The 15,355-nt window shown below is 55.4% G+C and carries 19 protein-coding genes; 3 read left to right on the top strand and 16 right to left on the bottom strand.

The features are described 5' to 3' along the window. Positions 1-80: 80 nt before the first annotated feature. The 7 genes from rpsG to fkpA form a co-directional block, all read right to left on the bottom strand. Positions 81-551 carry a 30S ribosomal protein S7 gene (rpsG, locus tag K5Y33_RS21850; RefSeq protein WP_007886246.1) on the bottom strand — a complete coding sequence of 157 codons (471 nt, stop codon included), beginning with the start codon at positions 549-551 and terminating at the stop codon, positions 81-83. 96 nt (positions 552-647) lie between these two features. Then, a complete protein-coding gene (gene rpsL, locus K5Y33_RS21845; protein ID WP_006120575.1) occupies positions 648-1,022 on the bottom strand; it encodes a 30S ribosomal protein S12 in 375 nt (124 codons plus the stop codon). A 126-nt stretch (positions 1,023-1,148) separates the two neighbouring features. Next, the gene (gene tusB, locus K5Y33_RS21840; protein ID WP_222235098.1) at positions 1,149-1,436 is read right to left on the bottom strand and encodes a sulfurtransferase complex subunit TusB; all 288 of its coding nucleotides are present in this window, start codon (positions 1,434-1,436) and stop codon (positions 1,149-1,151) included. 9 nt (positions 1,437-1,445) lie between these two features. Beyond that, on the bottom strand, positions 1,446-1,805 hold the full coding sequence (gene tusC, locus K5Y33_RS21835) for a sulfurtransferase complex subunit TusC (protein WP_101762635.1): 360 nt from the start codon (positions 1,803-1,805) through the stop codon (positions 1,446-1,448). Beyond that, on the bottom strand, positions 1,805-2,191 hold the full coding sequence (tusD, locus tag K5Y33_RS21830; RefSeq protein WP_222235097.1) for a sulfurtransferase complex subunit TusD: 387 nt from the start codon (positions 2,189-2,191) through the stop codon (positions 1,805-1,807). The genes tusC and tusD overlap by 1 nt, the downstream gene beginning before the upstream one ends. Beyond that, positions 2,191-2,913, bottom strand: a complete 723-nt coding sequence (locus K5Y33_RS21825) for a transcriptional regulator (RefSeq protein ID WP_007886240.1) — start codon at positions 2,911-2,913, stop codon at positions 2,191-2,193. Before K5Y33_RS21825 ends, tusD begins: the two co-directional genes overlap by 1 nt. Positions 2,914-3,087: 174 nt before the next feature. Beyond that, on the bottom strand, positions 3,088-3,918 hold the full coding sequence (gene fkpA, locus K5Y33_RS21820) for an FKBP-type peptidyl-prolyl cis-trans isomerase (RefSeq protein ID WP_101762637.1): 831 nt from the start codon (positions 3,916-3,918) through the stop codon (positions 3,088-3,090). Positions 3,919-4,198: 280 nt separating this feature from the next. Here fkpA and K5Y33_RS21815 point away from each other — a divergent pair, with 280 nt between their 5' ends. Beyond that, positions 4,199-4,417, top strand: coding sequence for a protein SlyX (locus K5Y33_RS21815; protein WP_101762638.1), 219 nt, complete (start codon positions 4,199-4,201; stop codon positions 4,415-4,417). Between the two features lie 180 nt (positions 4,418-4,597). Here the strand turns inward: K5Y33_RS21815 and slyD are convergent, their stop codons facing one another. From slyD to kefG, 4 genes are all read right to left on the bottom strand, one after another. Further along, positions 4,598-5,152 carry a peptidylprolyl isomerase gene (gene slyD, locus K5Y33_RS21810; protein ID WP_049851962.1) on the bottom strand — a complete coding sequence of 185 codons (555 nt, stop codon included), beginning with the start codon at positions 5,150-5,152 and terminating at the stop codon, positions 4,598-4,600. A 193-nt stretch (positions 5,153-5,345) separates the two neighbouring features. Next, positions 5,346-5,540: a YheV family putative zinc ribbon protein gene (locus K5Y33_RS21805; protein ID WP_007892203.1), complete on the bottom strand. Its 195-nt coding sequence runs from the start codon at positions 5,538-5,540 to the stop codon at positions 5,346-5,348. Positions 5,541-5,585: 45 nt separating this feature from the next. Then, positions 5,586-7,388, bottom strand: coding sequence for a glutathione-regulated potassium-efflux system protein KefB (gene kefB / locus K5Y33_RS21800; protein WP_008101837.1), 1,803 nt, complete (start codon positions 7,386-7,388; stop codon positions 5,586-5,588). Beyond that, positions 7,388-7,939 carry a glutathione-regulated potassium-efflux system ancillary protein KefG gene (kefG, locus tag K5Y33_RS21795; RefSeq protein WP_137386639.1) on the bottom strand — a complete coding sequence of 184 codons (552 nt, stop codon included), beginning with the start codon at positions 7,937-7,939 and terminating at the stop codon, positions 7,388-7,390. The genes kefB and kefG overlap by 1 nt, the downstream gene beginning before the upstream one ends. A gap of 114 nt (positions 7,940-8,053) precedes the next feature. Between kefG and K5Y33_RS21790 the strand changes: the two genes are divergently transcribed. Then, the gene (locus K5Y33_RS21790; RefSeq protein ID WP_222235096.1) at positions 8,054-9,955 is read left to right on the top strand and encodes an ABC transporter ATP-binding protein; all 1,902 of its coding nucleotides are present in this window, start codon (positions 8,054-8,056) and stop codon (positions 9,953-9,955) included. A 149-nt stretch (positions 9,956-10,104) separates the two neighbouring features. Here the strand turns inward: K5Y33_RS21790 and tauD are convergent, their stop codons facing one another. Genes tauD through tauA form a run of 4 tightly spaced genes read right to left on the bottom strand, consistent with a single transcriptional unit; the run spans position 10,105 to position 13,524 of the window. Next, entirely contained in the window at positions 10,105-10,944 is an 840-nt protein-coding gene (gene tauD, locus K5Y33_RS21785) for a taurine dioxygenase (protein WP_110867602.1), read from the bottom strand. Continuing rightward, positions 10,941-11,768 (bottom strand): taurine ABC transporter permease TauC, encoded by an 828-nt coding sequence (tauC, locus tag K5Y33_RS21780; RefSeq protein WP_101762642.1) that lies wholly within the window; start codon positions 11,766-11,768, stop codon positions 10,941-10,943. The genes tauD and tauC overlap by 4 nt, the downstream gene beginning before the upstream one ends. Then, positions 11,765-12,532: a taurine ABC transporter ATP-binding subunit gene (gene tauB, locus K5Y33_RS21775; RefSeq protein WP_137386642.1), complete on the bottom strand. Its 768-nt coding sequence runs from the start codon at positions 12,530-12,532 to the stop codon at positions 11,765-11,767. The genes tauC and tauB overlap by 4 nt, the downstream gene beginning before the upstream one ends. A gap of 11 nt (positions 12,533-12,543) precedes the next feature. Then, positions 12,544-13,524: a taurine ABC transporter substrate-binding protein gene (tauA, locus tag K5Y33_RS21770; protein ID WP_101762644.1), complete on the bottom strand. Its 981-nt coding sequence runs from the start codon at positions 13,522-13,524 to the stop codon at positions 12,544-12,546. A gap of 233 nt (positions 13,525-13,757) precedes the next feature. Here tauA and K5Y33_RS21765 point away from each other — a divergent pair, with 233 nt between their 5' ends. Continuing rightward, positions 13,758-14,738 (top strand): LacI family DNA-binding transcriptional regulator, encoded by a 981-nt coding sequence (locus K5Y33_RS21765; RefSeq protein ID WP_222235095.1) that lies wholly within the window; start codon positions 13,758-13,760, stop codon positions 14,736-14,738. Position 14,739: 1 nt separating this feature from the next. On the opposite strand, the gene K5Y33_RS21760 is transcribed toward K5Y33_RS21765, so the two are convergent. Beyond that, entirely contained in the window at positions 14,740-15,342 is a 603-nt protein-coding gene (locus K5Y33_RS21760; protein WP_222235094.1) for a LysE family translocator, read from the bottom strand. Positions 15,343-15,355 lie beyond the last annotated feature (13 nt).

Below are 15,355 nucleotides of genomic sequence, written 5' to 3'. Positions count from 1 at the left end.
TTCTTAGACGTTCTAAGTTAAAAAAGCCCAGCAGGTGAGTCACTGGGACGCCCGCTGGGTTTATAACAACTACGTTGCTGTTACCAGCGGTAGTGTGCGAACGCCTTGTTGGCTTCAGCCATGCGGTGAACGTCTTCACGTTTCTTAACTGCAGTACCTTTGTTCTCTGCAGCATCAGAAAGTTCGTTCGCCAGGCGGAGAGCCATAGATTTATCACCGCGTTTACGAGCAGCTTCTACGATCCAACGCATTGCCAGGGCATTACGACGAACCGGACGGACTTCAACTGGAACCTGGTAGGTAGAACCACCAACGCGACGTGACTTAACTTCGACAGTCGGACGTACGTTTTCGAGAGCAACCTCGAACGCTTCCAGGCCATCTTTACCAGCGCGTTGAGCCAGGGTATCAAGCGCGGTATAGACGATAGATTCAGCAGTAGATTTTTTACCATCTACCATCAGGATATTTACAAATTTAGCCAGCAGCTCTGATCCGAACTTAGGATCCGGCAGAATTTTACGCTGACCAATGACGCGACGACGTGGCATGGAAATACTCCGTTGTTAATTCAGGATTGTCCAAAACTCTACGAGTTTAGTTTGACATTTAAGTTAAAACGTTTGGCCTTACTTAACGGAGAACCATTAAGCCTTTGGCTTCTTCACGCCGTACTTGGAGCGTGACTGCTTACGGTCTTTAACACCTGAGCAGTCCAGCGCGCCACGAACGGTGTGGTAACGCACACCTGGCAAGTCTTTAACACGACCGCCACGGATCAGGATCACTGAGTGTTCCTGCAGGTTATGACCTTCACCGCCGATGTAGGAGGTAACTTCAAAACCGTTGGTCAAACGCACACGGCAAACTTTACGCAGTGCTGAGTTTGGTTTTTTAGGGGTAGTGGTGTACACACGAGTACATACACCACGTTTCTGCGGGCAAGCTTCCAGCGCAGGCACGTTGCTCTTTGCAACTTTGCGTACGCGTGGTTTGCGAACCAGCTGGTTAACTGTTGCCATTAAATAGCTCCTGGGATTTAGCTTTTTGCTTCGTAAACACGTAATAAATCGCCTCGTATTACTACGAGGAGGCAGAATTTTAGGGCTGTGTCAAAAGGGTGTCAAGAAATAACCAGGTTTTCGCTCTTACCAGGCCACTTGTTGTGGATGCTTCGCTGTCATCGCAACGAAACCAGTATAGTCCAAACGTGCTACTTTGGTCGAAATTTGCTCAGCCAGGCCGCGCGCGCCCACATCTTCTTCTAATACCCACAGCGTAGCCGGCGATGCGCTGAGCTTGATTAACATTTGGCTGCCAGCCAAAGCGGCGCTGACGCCATCCTGCAATAAAAGTAGATCGTCGCCTTCCTGCAATAAAAGCAGCAGGCTATCGAGGTCGCATTGCCAGGGAGATTGCAACAGCGTGTAGAGCATGATCAGTTCTCAGAATCGAATAACACGATGATAGGAAGCCAGCTTTTCGCGTAGCGATGCGGCCTCCAGCACCTCAGCAGCCAACACACGTTCAGCCGTCAAACTCTGCCCGCGCGCCAGCAGCGAATCGGCGCAGACAAAACACTGGTCAATATCGTACAACTCCAGCACGCCAAAAGTCGCGATGTAGTTACGCGCCAGAATTTGCTCAGGTTGTTGGTCGCGATTGAGCTGCAGCACGCCATCCCCGATAAAGAACAGACCGATATCTTCGCTTAGCGCGCCCGTCGCCAGCACAGCATCCAGCCCTTCCCTGCCCGCGCTGCTGCCGTGCGGTGCCTGAGTAAATAGAAAAGCCACGCGGTTCATCAGAATTGCACCAGACGATCGCAGCTGAGCGCGGCTTCTGCCAATGCGCCCAAACCGCTGAGTTCAAAACCCGGCTGCAAGTTACTGCCCGCCAGTTGCAAGCGCGCGGCTTCCTGCGCGTCGGTTACGCCACGACGTAATGCTGCGGCCACGCAGATATTCAGCACGGCGCCACTTTCAGCGCGCAACTGCTGCCATTCACGCACCATATCCACCTCATCGCTGGCCGGCGCGCTCAGTTGGTTGGCGTTCAATACGCCTTCACGATAGAAGAACACGCTCTCCAGATGGTGCCCGGCCTTAATAAGTGCGCGCGCAAACAGCAGCGCGCTGCTGGCGTGTTGCGTGCCGTATGCCGGTCCGGTGACCAGCAAGATGTAGCGCATTAGCGATCCTGCCCCTGAAAATCACCGCTTTTAAACTGGCGAATGTAGAGGTAAACCGTGTGCTTGGAGATATTGAGGCGATCGGCCACCTGGTTAATTGCATCTTTAATGTCGAAGATACCCTTCTCATACATATTGAGCACGATCTGGCGATTCTTAGCATTATTCGAAACGTTACGGTCAGCGCTCACTTCTTCAATCGCGAACTCAAGCGTCTGCATCACCAGATCTTCCACCGAGCTGGCAAAGTTGACGTTGGAATCCACCTGCTGCATCTCCGGCGGCATAAAGGTCGACATAATCTGCGAGAACGGAACGTCGAGGTTCATGTTGATGCACAGCAAGCCAATAACGCGCTGCTGGCGATTACGAATCGCGATCGTGACCGATTTCATCAGCACACCGCTTTTCGCGCGCGTGAAGTAGGCTCTGGAGACATTGCTGTCGGCGCCGTGCATATCGTGCAGCATACGCAGCGCCAAATCGGTAATCGGCGAACCCACTTTACGCCCGGTATGTTCACCGTTGGCGATACGCACCGCAGAACACTTCAAATCTTCCAGCGAGTGCAGCACGATTTCGCAGTGCGAGCCAATCAGCATCGCCAGGCCATCGACAACGGCTTCGTAGGATTTGAGGATATCGTAATCTGCTTGCTCGAACGGACGTTGCTCCAGTAAATCGAAGTCAGTCAGTTCACCGGGATTGAATGGATTAGACATCGAAGACATTACCCTAAATGGCTGGAGCCTGTCTCGACAGCATTGGGGCAGACTCATATTGTGATAATTGTGCAGGCGCTAGTCTGGCAAATGTGCTGGTCTTTAGCCAGACCTTTACTCTCTTCTCCGCAATAAAAACGCCGCCCGAGGGCGGCGTGATGCAGAAAGTTAAGATTACTGTGCTTTCTGATCGGCAGCGACTGGAGCCTGTGCTTTTTCGTCCGCTTTCGGCGCGGGTTTGATGTCGAGCAGTTCAACATCGAACACCAGCGTGGAGTTGGCCGGAATACCCGGAACGCCATTTTTGCCGTAAGCCAGGTTCGGTGGGATCACCAGCTTGATTTTACCGCCTTTCTTCACGTGCTTCAGACCTTCGGTCCAGCCCGGAATCACACCGTCCAGACGGAACGACAGCGGCTCACCGCGGGTATAAGAGTTATCGAACTCAGTACCGTCGATCAGCGTCCCTTTGTAGTTCACAACCACAGTGTCGCTGTCTTTCGGCGCGCTACCGGTACCTTCTTTCTCTACCTGATACAGCAGGCCAGATTCGGTTTTCTTCACGCCTTTTTCTTTAGCGAATTTGTCAGCGTAAGCGGAACCCTTATCAGAGTTCTCTTTCGCGTCTTTTTCCATCTTCGCCTGAGCAGCACCTTTTACGCGGCCTTCAAAGGCCTGCAGGGTTTGCTCGATCTCTTGATCAGAGAGTTTGCTCTTGCCGCCAAAGGCGTCCTGAACACCCGCGATCAACTGATCTTTATCCAGTTTGATGCCCAGCTTCTCTTGTTCCTTCAGAGAGTTGTCCATGTAGCGACCCAGGGACGCGCCAAGTGCATAAGCTGATTGCTGGTCTTCGTTTTTGAAGGCAGCATTTTTCGGTGCTTGCGGCGCAGCCTGAGCGGCGTCTGCTGGAGCAGCGGCGGTTTCTGCTGCCATTGCCAGCGGTGCATTCAGCGCGAAGGCCATGGTGGTAGCTAACAATGTGACTTTAAACAGTGAATTCATCCTTTCTCCAAAACCGAAGCCTCTAACCTCGGGAATCATTGCGGACTGAGGCCCACACTATAACTTTACGTGGCAGCGGCGAACACTCCCACAATGTAATTACCCGTTCAACCTCCGACCTTTTTTGCTTCAGGAAGTTTCATCAGAGATATAGGCGTTATGCGTCGTTTCAATGCAGCATGGCGCGGAAAGGTAAAATATCAGGTGATTCTGAAGCGAAAGGCCGTAGAATCAGGCCCGAAACAGACTAACGTGCAGCACCGCAAGATGAGGAAAGATCATGCAACCAACAGAATGGGAACAACGCCTTGAGGCGCTGGAGAGCAAGCTGGCTTTTCAGGAATACACCATCGATCAGCTCAATCAAACGGTGGTTCAGCATGAGCTGGAGATGATCAGACTGCGTGAGCAGGTCCGTCTGTTAATCGATAAAGTGAAAGATAGCGCGCCGTCGATGATCGCCTCACAAGCAGAAGAAACCCCGCCGCCGCATTACTAATGTCCAGAATGGCTGCGCCACATCGATGCCGCGTTGCTGCGTCACCGTGAGATGCTCACATACTACAGTATGCTGCGCTCTCCCGATTCCTGGCGCCTTGCCTCAATGTTGCTCGCACATTCTTAGATGCTGTACATAAGAAAAGGCCACCCGAAGGTGGCCTCGCCAGCGTAACACTGATTAGTGGCTGCAGCCGCAACCGCCTGTGCCACAACCGCCCTGGCCGTGATCGTGACCATGGTCGTGGTCATGATCGTGATGATGACCATCCGCGCCATGCACGTGGCCGTGCGCCAGCTCTTCTTCGGTCGCTGCGCGAATCGCCACAACTTCCACGTTGAAGTTCAGGTTCTGACCCGCCAGCATGTGGTTACCATCAACCACTACGTGCTCATCTTCAACTTCGGTGATTTCAACCGGAACTGGACCCTGATCGGTTTCTGCCAGGAAGCGCATGCCAACCTGCAGTTCGTCAACGCCCATAAACACGTCTTTTGGTACGCGCTGTACGAGGTTGTCATCGTATTGACCGTAAGCGTCGTTCGCCGGGATATGCACGTCAAACTTATCGCCTACATCATGATTTTCCAGCGCTTTTTCCAGACCAGAAATCAGGGAACCATGACCGTGCAGATAGTCCAACGGTGCACTCACCGGTGACTCGTCAACCAACACACCGTCTTCGGTACGAACCTGATACGCCAGGCTCACCACCAGGTCTTTTGCTACTTTCATGATATCTCCTAACCGTTGAGAACTAAGATCCCGTCCCATTGGTCAATTTTGCGTGCAATAACCAACCAGAAAGGTTCAAGACTGAGGATGCCAACAAATGTGTTGTTGCATACTGCTCAGCGTTAATGGCGCCGATTGTAACGGAATTCAATCCCGCTGTAAGTTCAAGCTTAAAAAAAGCTGAGCCATTGCGCTACTCAGGATGAAAAATGCCGATCACTTGCTCATTGCTGCGAACCTGATCGCGCACCTGCTTATCCGCTTCCCGCATTTGATGACCGCACTCGACGCATTCCACCACATCAACATTGTTCTCACGCCACAATGCCAACGTGTCTTTTTCCTGGCAGTGCGGGCAAACCGCACCGGCAATAAATTGTTTACGCATACTGTTTCCTGCCGTCGTTAGTGAACGGATTAAGTAAGTATAGTTCTACTCGTCATCCCAGCCGTCAAACTGACGTTTCTCGTGCTGCATTTCGCGCTGGAAGATATCCTCCAGCTCGCGCCGCGCCTCACGCACACGCGAAACTTGCGCGCTGTCATCGTGGCTGGGCACCAGCTCACGCAGCATACGCATATCCAGACGACGGAAATGTTGCTGCGCGCGCTGCGCCTGATGCGGATGCATGCCCAGCGAGATCAGCGTTTTACGACCTAGCTCCAGCGCACTGGAGAACGTCTCACGCGAGAACAGCGTAACACCCGCCTGCAACAGTTCGTGCGCCTCAACACGTCCACGCGCACGCGCCAGGATTTCCAGCTGCGGGAAATGCTGCTGACACAGTTGCACGATGGTCATCGAATCTTCCGGATCGTTACAGGTAATGACGATGGATTGCGCATTCTCCGCGCCCGCCGCACGCAGCAGCTCCAACTCGGTGGCGTCGCCATAGTAAACCTTATAGCCATATTTACGCATCAGGCTCACCGCGGAGATATCACGCTCCAGCACGGTAATGCGCTTGTTGTTCGCCATCAGCAAACGGCCAACAACCTGACCAAAACGACCAAAGCCCACCACAATGACCTGCGGCTGATCGTCCTCAACAAAGTGCTTCTCGGCATTTTCATCGGGCTCATTAAAGCGGTGCGCCAGTAAACGATCGATGCCGTTCATCAGCAGCGGCGTGGTCATCATGGATAACGTCACCGTCACCAGCAGCAGCGGCATTTGGTCGCCGCTGAACATTTTGGCCGACGACGCCGCCGAGAACAGCACAAAGGCAAACTCGCCGCCCTGGCTTAACACACCGGCAAACTGCTGGCGCTCCGAACTGCGCAGGCCATAAATGCGCCCCAGCACATACAGCACCAGCGTTTTCACCGTCACCAGAATCAGCACGCCCAACAAAATTTCAGTGATGTGGGTATAAAGCACGCCGAGATTCAGCGCCATGCCAACCGAAATAAAGAACAAGCCCAGCAACAAACCTTTGAACGGTTCGATGGCCACTTCCAGCTCGTGGCGATACTCGCTTTCCGCCAACAGAATACCCGCGATGAAAGTACCGAGCGCCATCGACAGGCCGAGCGCATCCATAAACAGTGCCGAACCCAGTACCAGCAGCAGCGAGGCGGCAGTAAACACTTCGCGCACGCCGGATGCGGCAATGAAGCGCAGAATCGGGCGCAGCAGATAACGACCACCAATCAGCATCCCGCCGAACGCCAGCACTTTCATCCCAACTTTCAACCAGTCAACATGACCGCTGTCGCCGCCCGCCAGCAGCGGCACCAGCGCCAACGCGGGAATCACCGCTAGATCCTGGAACAGCAACACTGAGAAACCGAGCTGTCCCGATTCACTGCGGTTCATGCCTTTATCGCGCATCAGTTGCAGCGCCATCGCCGTGGATGACATTGCCAGACCAATGCCGCCAATCACCGCCGCCTGCCAGCTAAAGTCGGTCAGCCACAGCAATCCGCCGAGAATGGCGGCGGAAATTAGCACCTGAGCCGCACCAACGCCAAATATCGAACGGCGCAGCGCCCACAGTTTCGAGGGGTTCAGTTCAAGCCCGATGATGAACATCAGGAACACCACGCCGAGTTCAGAGAAGTGCAGAATCTCCTCAACGTCGCTGATGAACCCCAAACCCCACGGACCAATCGCGATACCGGCAAGCAGATAGCCCAGCACCGCGCCAATGCCGAGACGCGCCGCAATCGGCACAATCAGCACCGCCGCAACCAGATAAATCACGCCCGCCGTCAGTAACGTTTCGCCTTCCATCACACACCTCCCTGCGGCAGCGGTGAAGCCAGCCAGTCACCATACGCGCGCGCAAAATTACGCATCACTTCCGGCGTTTGTCGACGCGCCCAGTAAATCACCATCGGCGTCATCCAGTGCATGCGGCACATCTGCGCCGTCAGCTCAAACGGACGCATGATGTCACTCATCGGATAGCGATTCAGGCCGCTGGGGTGATACGCCGCTTCCGGTTCGCCGGTGGTGACCACGCTGCGCCAGTATTTGCCTTCCAGCGCATTACCATCCGGTCCGCTGGCAAAGCCGCGCGACAGCACACGATCCAGCCACTCCTTCAGGAGCGCCGGGCAGCTGTAGGTATAAAGTGGATGTTGGAATACAACGATTTGATGGTCGCGCAGCAGCTGCTGCTCATAGTGAATATCAATAAAAAAATCCGGATAGTGGGCGTATAAATCGTGCACCGTGACGTGGTCCAGTTCCATAGCCGACTGCAGCAAAACCCGATTAGCAATCGAATCCTGTGATTCCGGATGGGCGTAAAGCAGCAATATTTTGGGTGGCTGCGACATCGTTCCCCTCCAAAGCGTCGTCACGGCACAGGAATTCCGCTACCATGCTCGACGCAACAAATTTTCTCGAATTATGTTGCCGGTAAATTAACATATTCTGACGATACGGCGCTTATGATTGTCTTTTCAGCACTACAAATTCGCCGCGGCACCAATGTGCTGCTGGATAACGCAACAGCCACCATTAACCCAGGCCAGAAAGTTGGCTTAGTGGGCAAAAATGGCTGCGGCAAATCGACGCTGCTGTCATTGCTGAAGGGCGAAATCAGCAGCGATGCAGGTAACGCTACGTTCCCGAGCAACTGGGCGCTGGCGTGGGTCAATCAGGAAACCCCGGCGCTGAGCAAACCCGCGCTGGAGTATGTTATCGACGGCGACCGTGAATATCGTCAGCTTGAATCCGAATTGGCCGACGCCAACGCGCGCAACGATGGCAACGCCATCGCCCTGCTGCACGGCAAGCTGGATGCGATTCAGGCGTGGAGCATACCTGCTCGCGCCTCAAGTTTGTTGCACGGTTTGGGCTTTAGCCAGGAACAATTAATGCGGCCGGTGAGCGATTTCTCCGGTGGCTGGCGCATGCGCCTTAACCTCGCGCAGGCGCTGGTGTGCCGCTCCGATCTGCTGCTGCTGGATGAACCGACTAACCACCTCGATCTGGATGCGGTGATCTGGCTTGAACGCTGGCTGAAAAGCTACGAAGGCACGCTGGTGCTGATTTCGCACGACCGCGACTTCCTTGATCCGGTAGTCGATAAGATCATCCATATCGAACAGCAGACGATGTTTGAATACACCGGTAACTACAGCTCGTTCGAACGTCAGCGCGGCGCCAAGCTGGCGCAGCAGCAAGCGCTGTTCCAGAGCCAGCAGGAAAAAGTGGCGCACCTGCAGAAGTATATCGATCGCTTCCGCGCGCAGGCGACCAAAGCCAAGCAGGCGCAGAGCCGCATCAAAATGCTGGAGCGCATGGAATTGATTGCGCCGGCACACGTCGATAACCCATTCAGCTTCAGTTTCCGCGCGCCAGAAAGCTTGCCGAATCCGTTGCTGAAGATGGAGCGCGTTACCGCCGGTTATGGCGAACGCATTATTCTCGACGCCATCAAACTCAACCTTGTGCCGGGTTCACGAATTGGCCTGCTGGGCCGTAACGGCGCGGGTAAATCGACGCTGATTAAACTGCTAGCCGGTGAGCTCGACGCGCTGGATGGCAAAGTTGGCCTGGCGAAAGGCATTAAGCTCGGTTACTTCGCCCAGCATCAGCTGGAATATCTGCGCGCCGATGAATCACCCTTGCAGCATTTATCACGCATCGCACCGAAAGTGCTGGAGCAGCAGCTGCGCGACTACCTAGGCGGCTTCGGCTTTCAGGGCGATAAAGTCAGCGAAATCACCGAACGTTTCTCCGGCGGCGAAAAAGCGCGTCTGGTGCTGGCATTAATTGTCTGGCAGCGCCCGAACCTGCTGCTGCTTGATGAACCAACTAACCACCTCGATCTTGATATGCGTCAGGCGCTGACCGAAGCGCTGATTGATTTCGAAGGCGCGCTGGTGGTGGTCTCGCACGATCGCCATCTGCTGCGCGCCACCACCGACGATCTTTATCTGGTGCACGACGGCAAGGTCGACGTGTTTGAGGGTGATCTGGAAGATTATCAGCAGTGGCTGAGCGATCTGCAAAAGCAAGCGCAACAGGATGCCGCACCGAAGCAAGACAACGGCAACAGCGCGCAATCGCGCAAAGACCAGAAACGCCGCGACGCCGAACTGCGCGCACAAACGCAGCCGCTGCGTAAAGAGATCGAGAAGCTTGAGAAGCAGATGGCGAAGTGGCAGAGCCAGCTCAGCGACGCGGAAGCCCAGTTAGCCGACAGCGCGATTTACGATCAGAGCCGCAAAGCCGATTTGAATGTGGCGCTGCAGCGTCAGGCCGAGAGTAAGGCCGCGCTGGAAGAGGTCGAAATGGCGTGGCTGGATGCGCAGGAACAGCTGGAGCAGATGCTGGCGGGTTGAGTGTGCGCGCTGTCCCCCTCCTCGGTCCTCCCCCATAAATGGGGGAGGAAGATGCTGCCACATGTTGGTGATGAAGCTGCATGTGGCAGCATCTCCTTCCCCCGCAAGCGGGGGAAGGCCGGGATGGGGGAATGCGAGCACTATTCCATTTAAAACGGCTTATCCCCTAACACCGTCGCGCGATGCATCACCCGCCGCGCCGGATAATAATCCGCATTAGCATAGTGTTGGGTCACGCGGTTGTCCCAAATCGCCACATCATTCTCTTGCCAGCGCCAGCGCACCTGGAATTCCGGTTTGGCGCTATGCCAAAACAGGAAGTTAAGCAGCGCATCGCTCTCTTTTTCGCTTAAGCCCAGCAAACGCGTGGTAAAACCTTCGTTGACAAACAGCGCCTTGCGTCCGCTCACCGGGTGGGTACGAATCACCGGATGCTGCACCGGCGGGTTCTTTGCCACCGCTTGCTGCCAGCGCTGATGCTCTTCCTCGGTTTTGCGGTATTTGTACTCCTGAAACGACTTCTTAAAGTCGTGCTCCGCCTGCAGCCCATTCAACAGCGTCTTAAACGGTTCAGACAGCGCTTCATAGGCCGCAATGCCGGTTGACCACAAGGTATCGCCGCCGCTTTCCGGCAGCAGCTTCGAAGCCAGAATCGCAATTGCCGGCGGGGTTTGAATAAAGGTGACATCGGTGTGCCAGTTGTCATTATCCGGCGGATTATCCTGATGCGTATCCAGCACGATGATCTCTTCCACGCCTTCCGCATGCGGATAGACCGGATGGATATGCAGATCGCCAAAGCGAATCGCCAGCGCGCGCTGCTGTTCCGGGGTAATCACCTGATTGCGCAGGAACAGCACCTGATGGCGCAGCAGGCCATGATAGAGCTGTTCAAACTGGGCATCACTCAGCGGACGGCTGAGATCGACATCGCTAACCTGCGCCCCGATATTCGGGCCCAGCGCGGTAAAATTAAGACGTTCGTTCATTGCTGTTCTCCATTCCAGGGCGTCAGTCGGCGCTGCAAGGCGCGCAGACCCAGTTCTAAGCCAAAAGCAATCAGGGCAATCACGGCGATACCGGCCAGCACCACGTCGGTGGCGAGGAACTCACCGGCCGACTGCACCATAAAGCCGAGTCCCCGCGTAGCGGCAATCAGTTCCGCCGCCACCAGCGTTGACCAACCTACGCCGAGACCAATGCGCAAACCGGTGAGGATTTCCGGTAGCGCGCCAGGCAGAATCACGTAGCGCAGCAGTTGCCAGCGCGATGCGCCAAGCGCCTGCGCCGCGCGAATCCGTACCTGCTGGGCATTCTTCACACCCGCCAGCGTCGACAAGGTCACCGGCGCGAAAATCGCCAGATAAATCAGTAAAATCTTCGAGGTTTCGCCGATGCCAAACCAGATCACCATCAGCGGCAAATAGGCCAGCGGCGGCACCGGGCGATAGAGTTCGATCAGCGGATCAAGCAGGCCGCGAATCGCCGGGCTCAGGCCCATGGCGATGCCGACCGGAATCCCAATCAGCGCGGCAAAGAACAGCGCCACCAGCATACGCGCCAGGCTGGCGCCAAGATGCTGCCATAACGTGGCGTCCATAAAGCCTTGCGGGCTGGCAATCAATATTAATTTCTGCAGCACCACTTGCGGCGGCGGTAAAAACAGCGGCGCCACTAAGCCGAGCGCGGTGATAGCCCACCACAACAGCAGCAACAAGCCCACGCTGAGCAGGCTGAGTGAGAACTGGCGCGAGAACGGCCAGCGCAGTCCACGACGACGCATTTGGGTCTTCCCATCAATCACCGCACTCATATAAACGCCTCACGCTGGGAAAACACCTGATTCAGTACATATTCACGACGTTCGATAAACGCCGGATCGGATTTGATGCTGCGGCACGGTTCCCCGGCGGCGAAGCGTTGGCCGAAGTCGAGTTTTAAACGCTCCACTACGCGACCCGGTCCCGGCGACAGCAGCACCAGTTCGCTGGCGAGGAACACCGCTTCTTCGATGTCGTGGGTGATCAGCAGAATCTGCTTGCCGGTATCACGCCACAGCGTTAGCAGCAGGGTTTGCATCTGTTCACGGGTAAAGGCGTCCAGCGCGCCAAACGGCTCATCTAACAGCAGCAACTGAGGATCAGCCGCCAGCGCACGCGCAATGCCCACGCGCTGGCGTTGACCCCCAGAGAGCTGCCAGATATAACGCTGCTCTGCACCTTCCAGTCCTACTTTGCGGATCAAACGGCGTGCAATGGTATGGCGCTCCGCCTTCGCCATACCCGCCAGTTGCAAACCGAACGAAACGTTATCGATCACGTTACGCCACGGCAGTAATCCTTCATTTTGAAACACTACGCCGCGCTCAGCGCCCGGCCCTTTTACCGCTTTGCCATCCAGCGTGATGCTGCCAGATTCCAGCGGCAGAAAGCCGGCGATGAGGTTCAGCAGCGTGGTTTTGCCACAGCCGGAGGGACCTAACACCACCAGCAGGTCTCGGCTGCCCAGCTGCAGGTTGATGTCCTGCAGTGCGGGTTGTCCGGCGTAACGCGCATTGAGATGGGTGATGTTAAGCATACGGCCTCCGGTTATTTCACTAAGGGTGCAACGAAGCGCGTGGTGACGAAGCTGCTGTAATCGCTATCCGCTTCTGGCACTTTGCCCTGCTCTTTCAGGAAGCCGGCAGTATCGACAATCGCCTTGTTCACCGGCTTGCCGAGCTGCTCCACCTGCTGCTGCGCGGTGAGGTACGTGTTGCCTTTCACCAGCACCGGCACATCCGCTTCGGGTACACCACTCAGGCGCGCCAGCTTGCTCAGGTTGTCTGACTGCTTCAGCCATTGATCCGGATTGGAAATGTAAGCTTGCTGCGCTTCAACGGCGCTGCGGGCAAAGGCGGTGACGATTTCTGGATGCTGCTGCGCAAAGTCTTTACGCACCACCCACACATCGAGCGTTGGCGCGCCCCACTTGCCGACCTGCGAAGAGTCCGTCAGCACCTTGCCATCTTTCTCCAGCTCGTTGACCGCCGGAGACCAGACGTAAGCGCCGTCAATGTCACCGCGTTTCCAGGCAGCAATAATCGCCGGCGGCTGCAGGTTGACTAAGGTCACTTGCGAAGGCTTGATGCCCCAATGCTTGAGCGCGGCGAGGAAGCTGTAGTGCGTAGTCGAGATGAATGGCACGGCGATGCGCTTGCCAATCAGGTCTTTAGGATCTTTGATGGTTTTCTTCACCACCAGCGCTTCGGAGTTACCGAGCTGAGAGGCCAGCAGGAAAGCTTCAATCGGCAGCTTTTGCGTGGCGGCGACCGCCAGCGGGCTGGAACCGATATTACCAATCTGCACGTCGCCCGACGCCAGTGCACGTAACACGCTGGCCCCGCTATCAAATTTGCGCCAGTCGACGGTAGCACCGCTCTCTTTGGCGAAGGTGTTATCCGCCTGCGCCACTTTGGCTGGTTCAGCCGAGGTCTGATACGCCACGGTAACGTTGACCGCTTGCGCCTGAAACGCCATCAGGGCCAGAGCCGCTGTGACCGCCGTTATTGTTTTTTTCATTGCCATCATCGTTCACCCCAATGTGTTTTTGTCTCGGCAGTTTCTCCAGCAACAGTAATTTCATAAAGGAATTAAAAATTATCCCTAATGACGATCCGTTCTTAGATCAACATCGCGCAAGGCTATGCAAAAAGTGCAAATGGAAAGAAAAGGAAAGCGGTAAATATGTCACACGCTCACATGGCAGCTGTGATATTGATAGAGATCTCATTTTATAACTCTTTACTAACGGTCCTGAATCCATGTCGATAGAGAAAGTCGCACACCTGGCTGGCGTGTCAAAAGCCACCGTTTCACGGGTTTTGAACCAGAATCCCGGCGTGCGCCCGGATACGCGTGCCAAAGTGCTGGCGGCCATCGACATCTGCGACTATCAGCCCAACCTGCTGGCGCGCCAGCTGCGCACTTCGCAAAGCCATATGTTGTTAGTGCTGATTCCCGACATCACCAATCCGTTCTGCTCACGCGTGGTTCAGGGCATTGAAGCCGAAGCTGAAGCGCAGGGTTACCACATTCTGCTGTGTAACTCAGGATCGCAGCTGCGGCGCGAAGCGGCCTACATTGCGTTGCTCACCGGCAAAGTGGTCGACGGCGTGATCACCATGGATGCCGCCAGCAGCCTGCATGAGCTGAAAGAATTGATTGGCGATCAGCCTTGGGTGCAGTGCGCGGAATACGATCCGTCGATCGCCGCCTCAAGCGTGGCGATTGATAATAAAGAAGCGGCTTTCGAAACCGTGCGTTATCTGGCGAGCAAAGGCCGACGTCGTATTGCGCTGGTGAACTGCGATATGCGCTACCTCTATTCACATAAGCGTGAAGAGGGATATCGCGCGGCGCTGGAGCAACTGGATCTCAGCTGGTGCGGTGTGGCTTACGCCGAGAATATCACCTGCGAAGCGGGCAGTGCGGCTTTGCGCGAACTGCTCACGCAGCCGGAACCGCCGGATGCGGTGTTTGCGGTATCGGATGTGTTGGCGGTCGGCGTCATACACGCGGCGTTGGAAGCAGGTTTACGCGTGCCGGAAGATTTAGCGGTGGTGGGATTTGATGGCATCAACTTTACCAGCAGCCTGAATCCACCGCTGACCACGATTGAGCAGCCGATGAATCGTATGGGTGTGCGCAGCGTACAGCTGTTGCTGCAACGCATCCGGCAGCCTAAAGCGTCGGTGGTCAATGAAGTGTTGCCGTGGAAGCGCGTTGAACGCGCTTCCAGCTAACTTAGCGCCAAATCAGCAATACGCAGGCAGCGGTGAGCAAGCCCATCGCCAGATTGAAGATTTTCCACGCGCGTGGGCTGCGCAGCAGACGTCCAATCAGCGAGCCAAAGCCCATCCAGATCACCCCAGAAACCACGTTCACCATGAACATGCCGATGCTGATCGCCACCACCGAATGCAGATATTCGCTGCCCGCCAGGCTGAAGCTGGCCACCGCGCCGAGCGCCATCAGCCAGGCTTTCGGGTTGATCAACTGCAGCAAGCCGCCTTGCCAGAAAGGCATCTGCTTCACCGTGACAGCGTCGGTTTCCAGTTTTTCATACTCGGCGCTGGCGATTTTCCATGCCAGCCACAGCAGATAAAGGCTACCGGCAATCTTCAGGATGAGATGCAGCGAGGGATAAAACAGGATGAGGCCGCCGATGCCAAATGCCACCATTAGCAACATGACTTGCATACCAATCATGATACCAATCAGCAGCGGAATGGTGCGCAGGAAGCCAAAATTAGCACCCGAGGCGGTAAGTAACATATTATTGGGCCCGGGCGTGATGGCCGCGACCCAGAGAAAACCTAACATTGATAAAAAAAGACTCAGTTCCATGTATATTCGGGTG

This window comes from Pantoea sp. DY-17 (genome assembly GCF_019795975.1).
Classification (GTDB): domain Bacteria; phylum Pseudomonadota; class Gammaproteobacteria; order Enterobacterales; family Enterobacteriaceae; genus Pantoea; species Pantoea leporis.
Note: the sequence above shows the minus strand (reverse complement) of the source record. Positions and strands in the feature narration are given on the sequence as shown.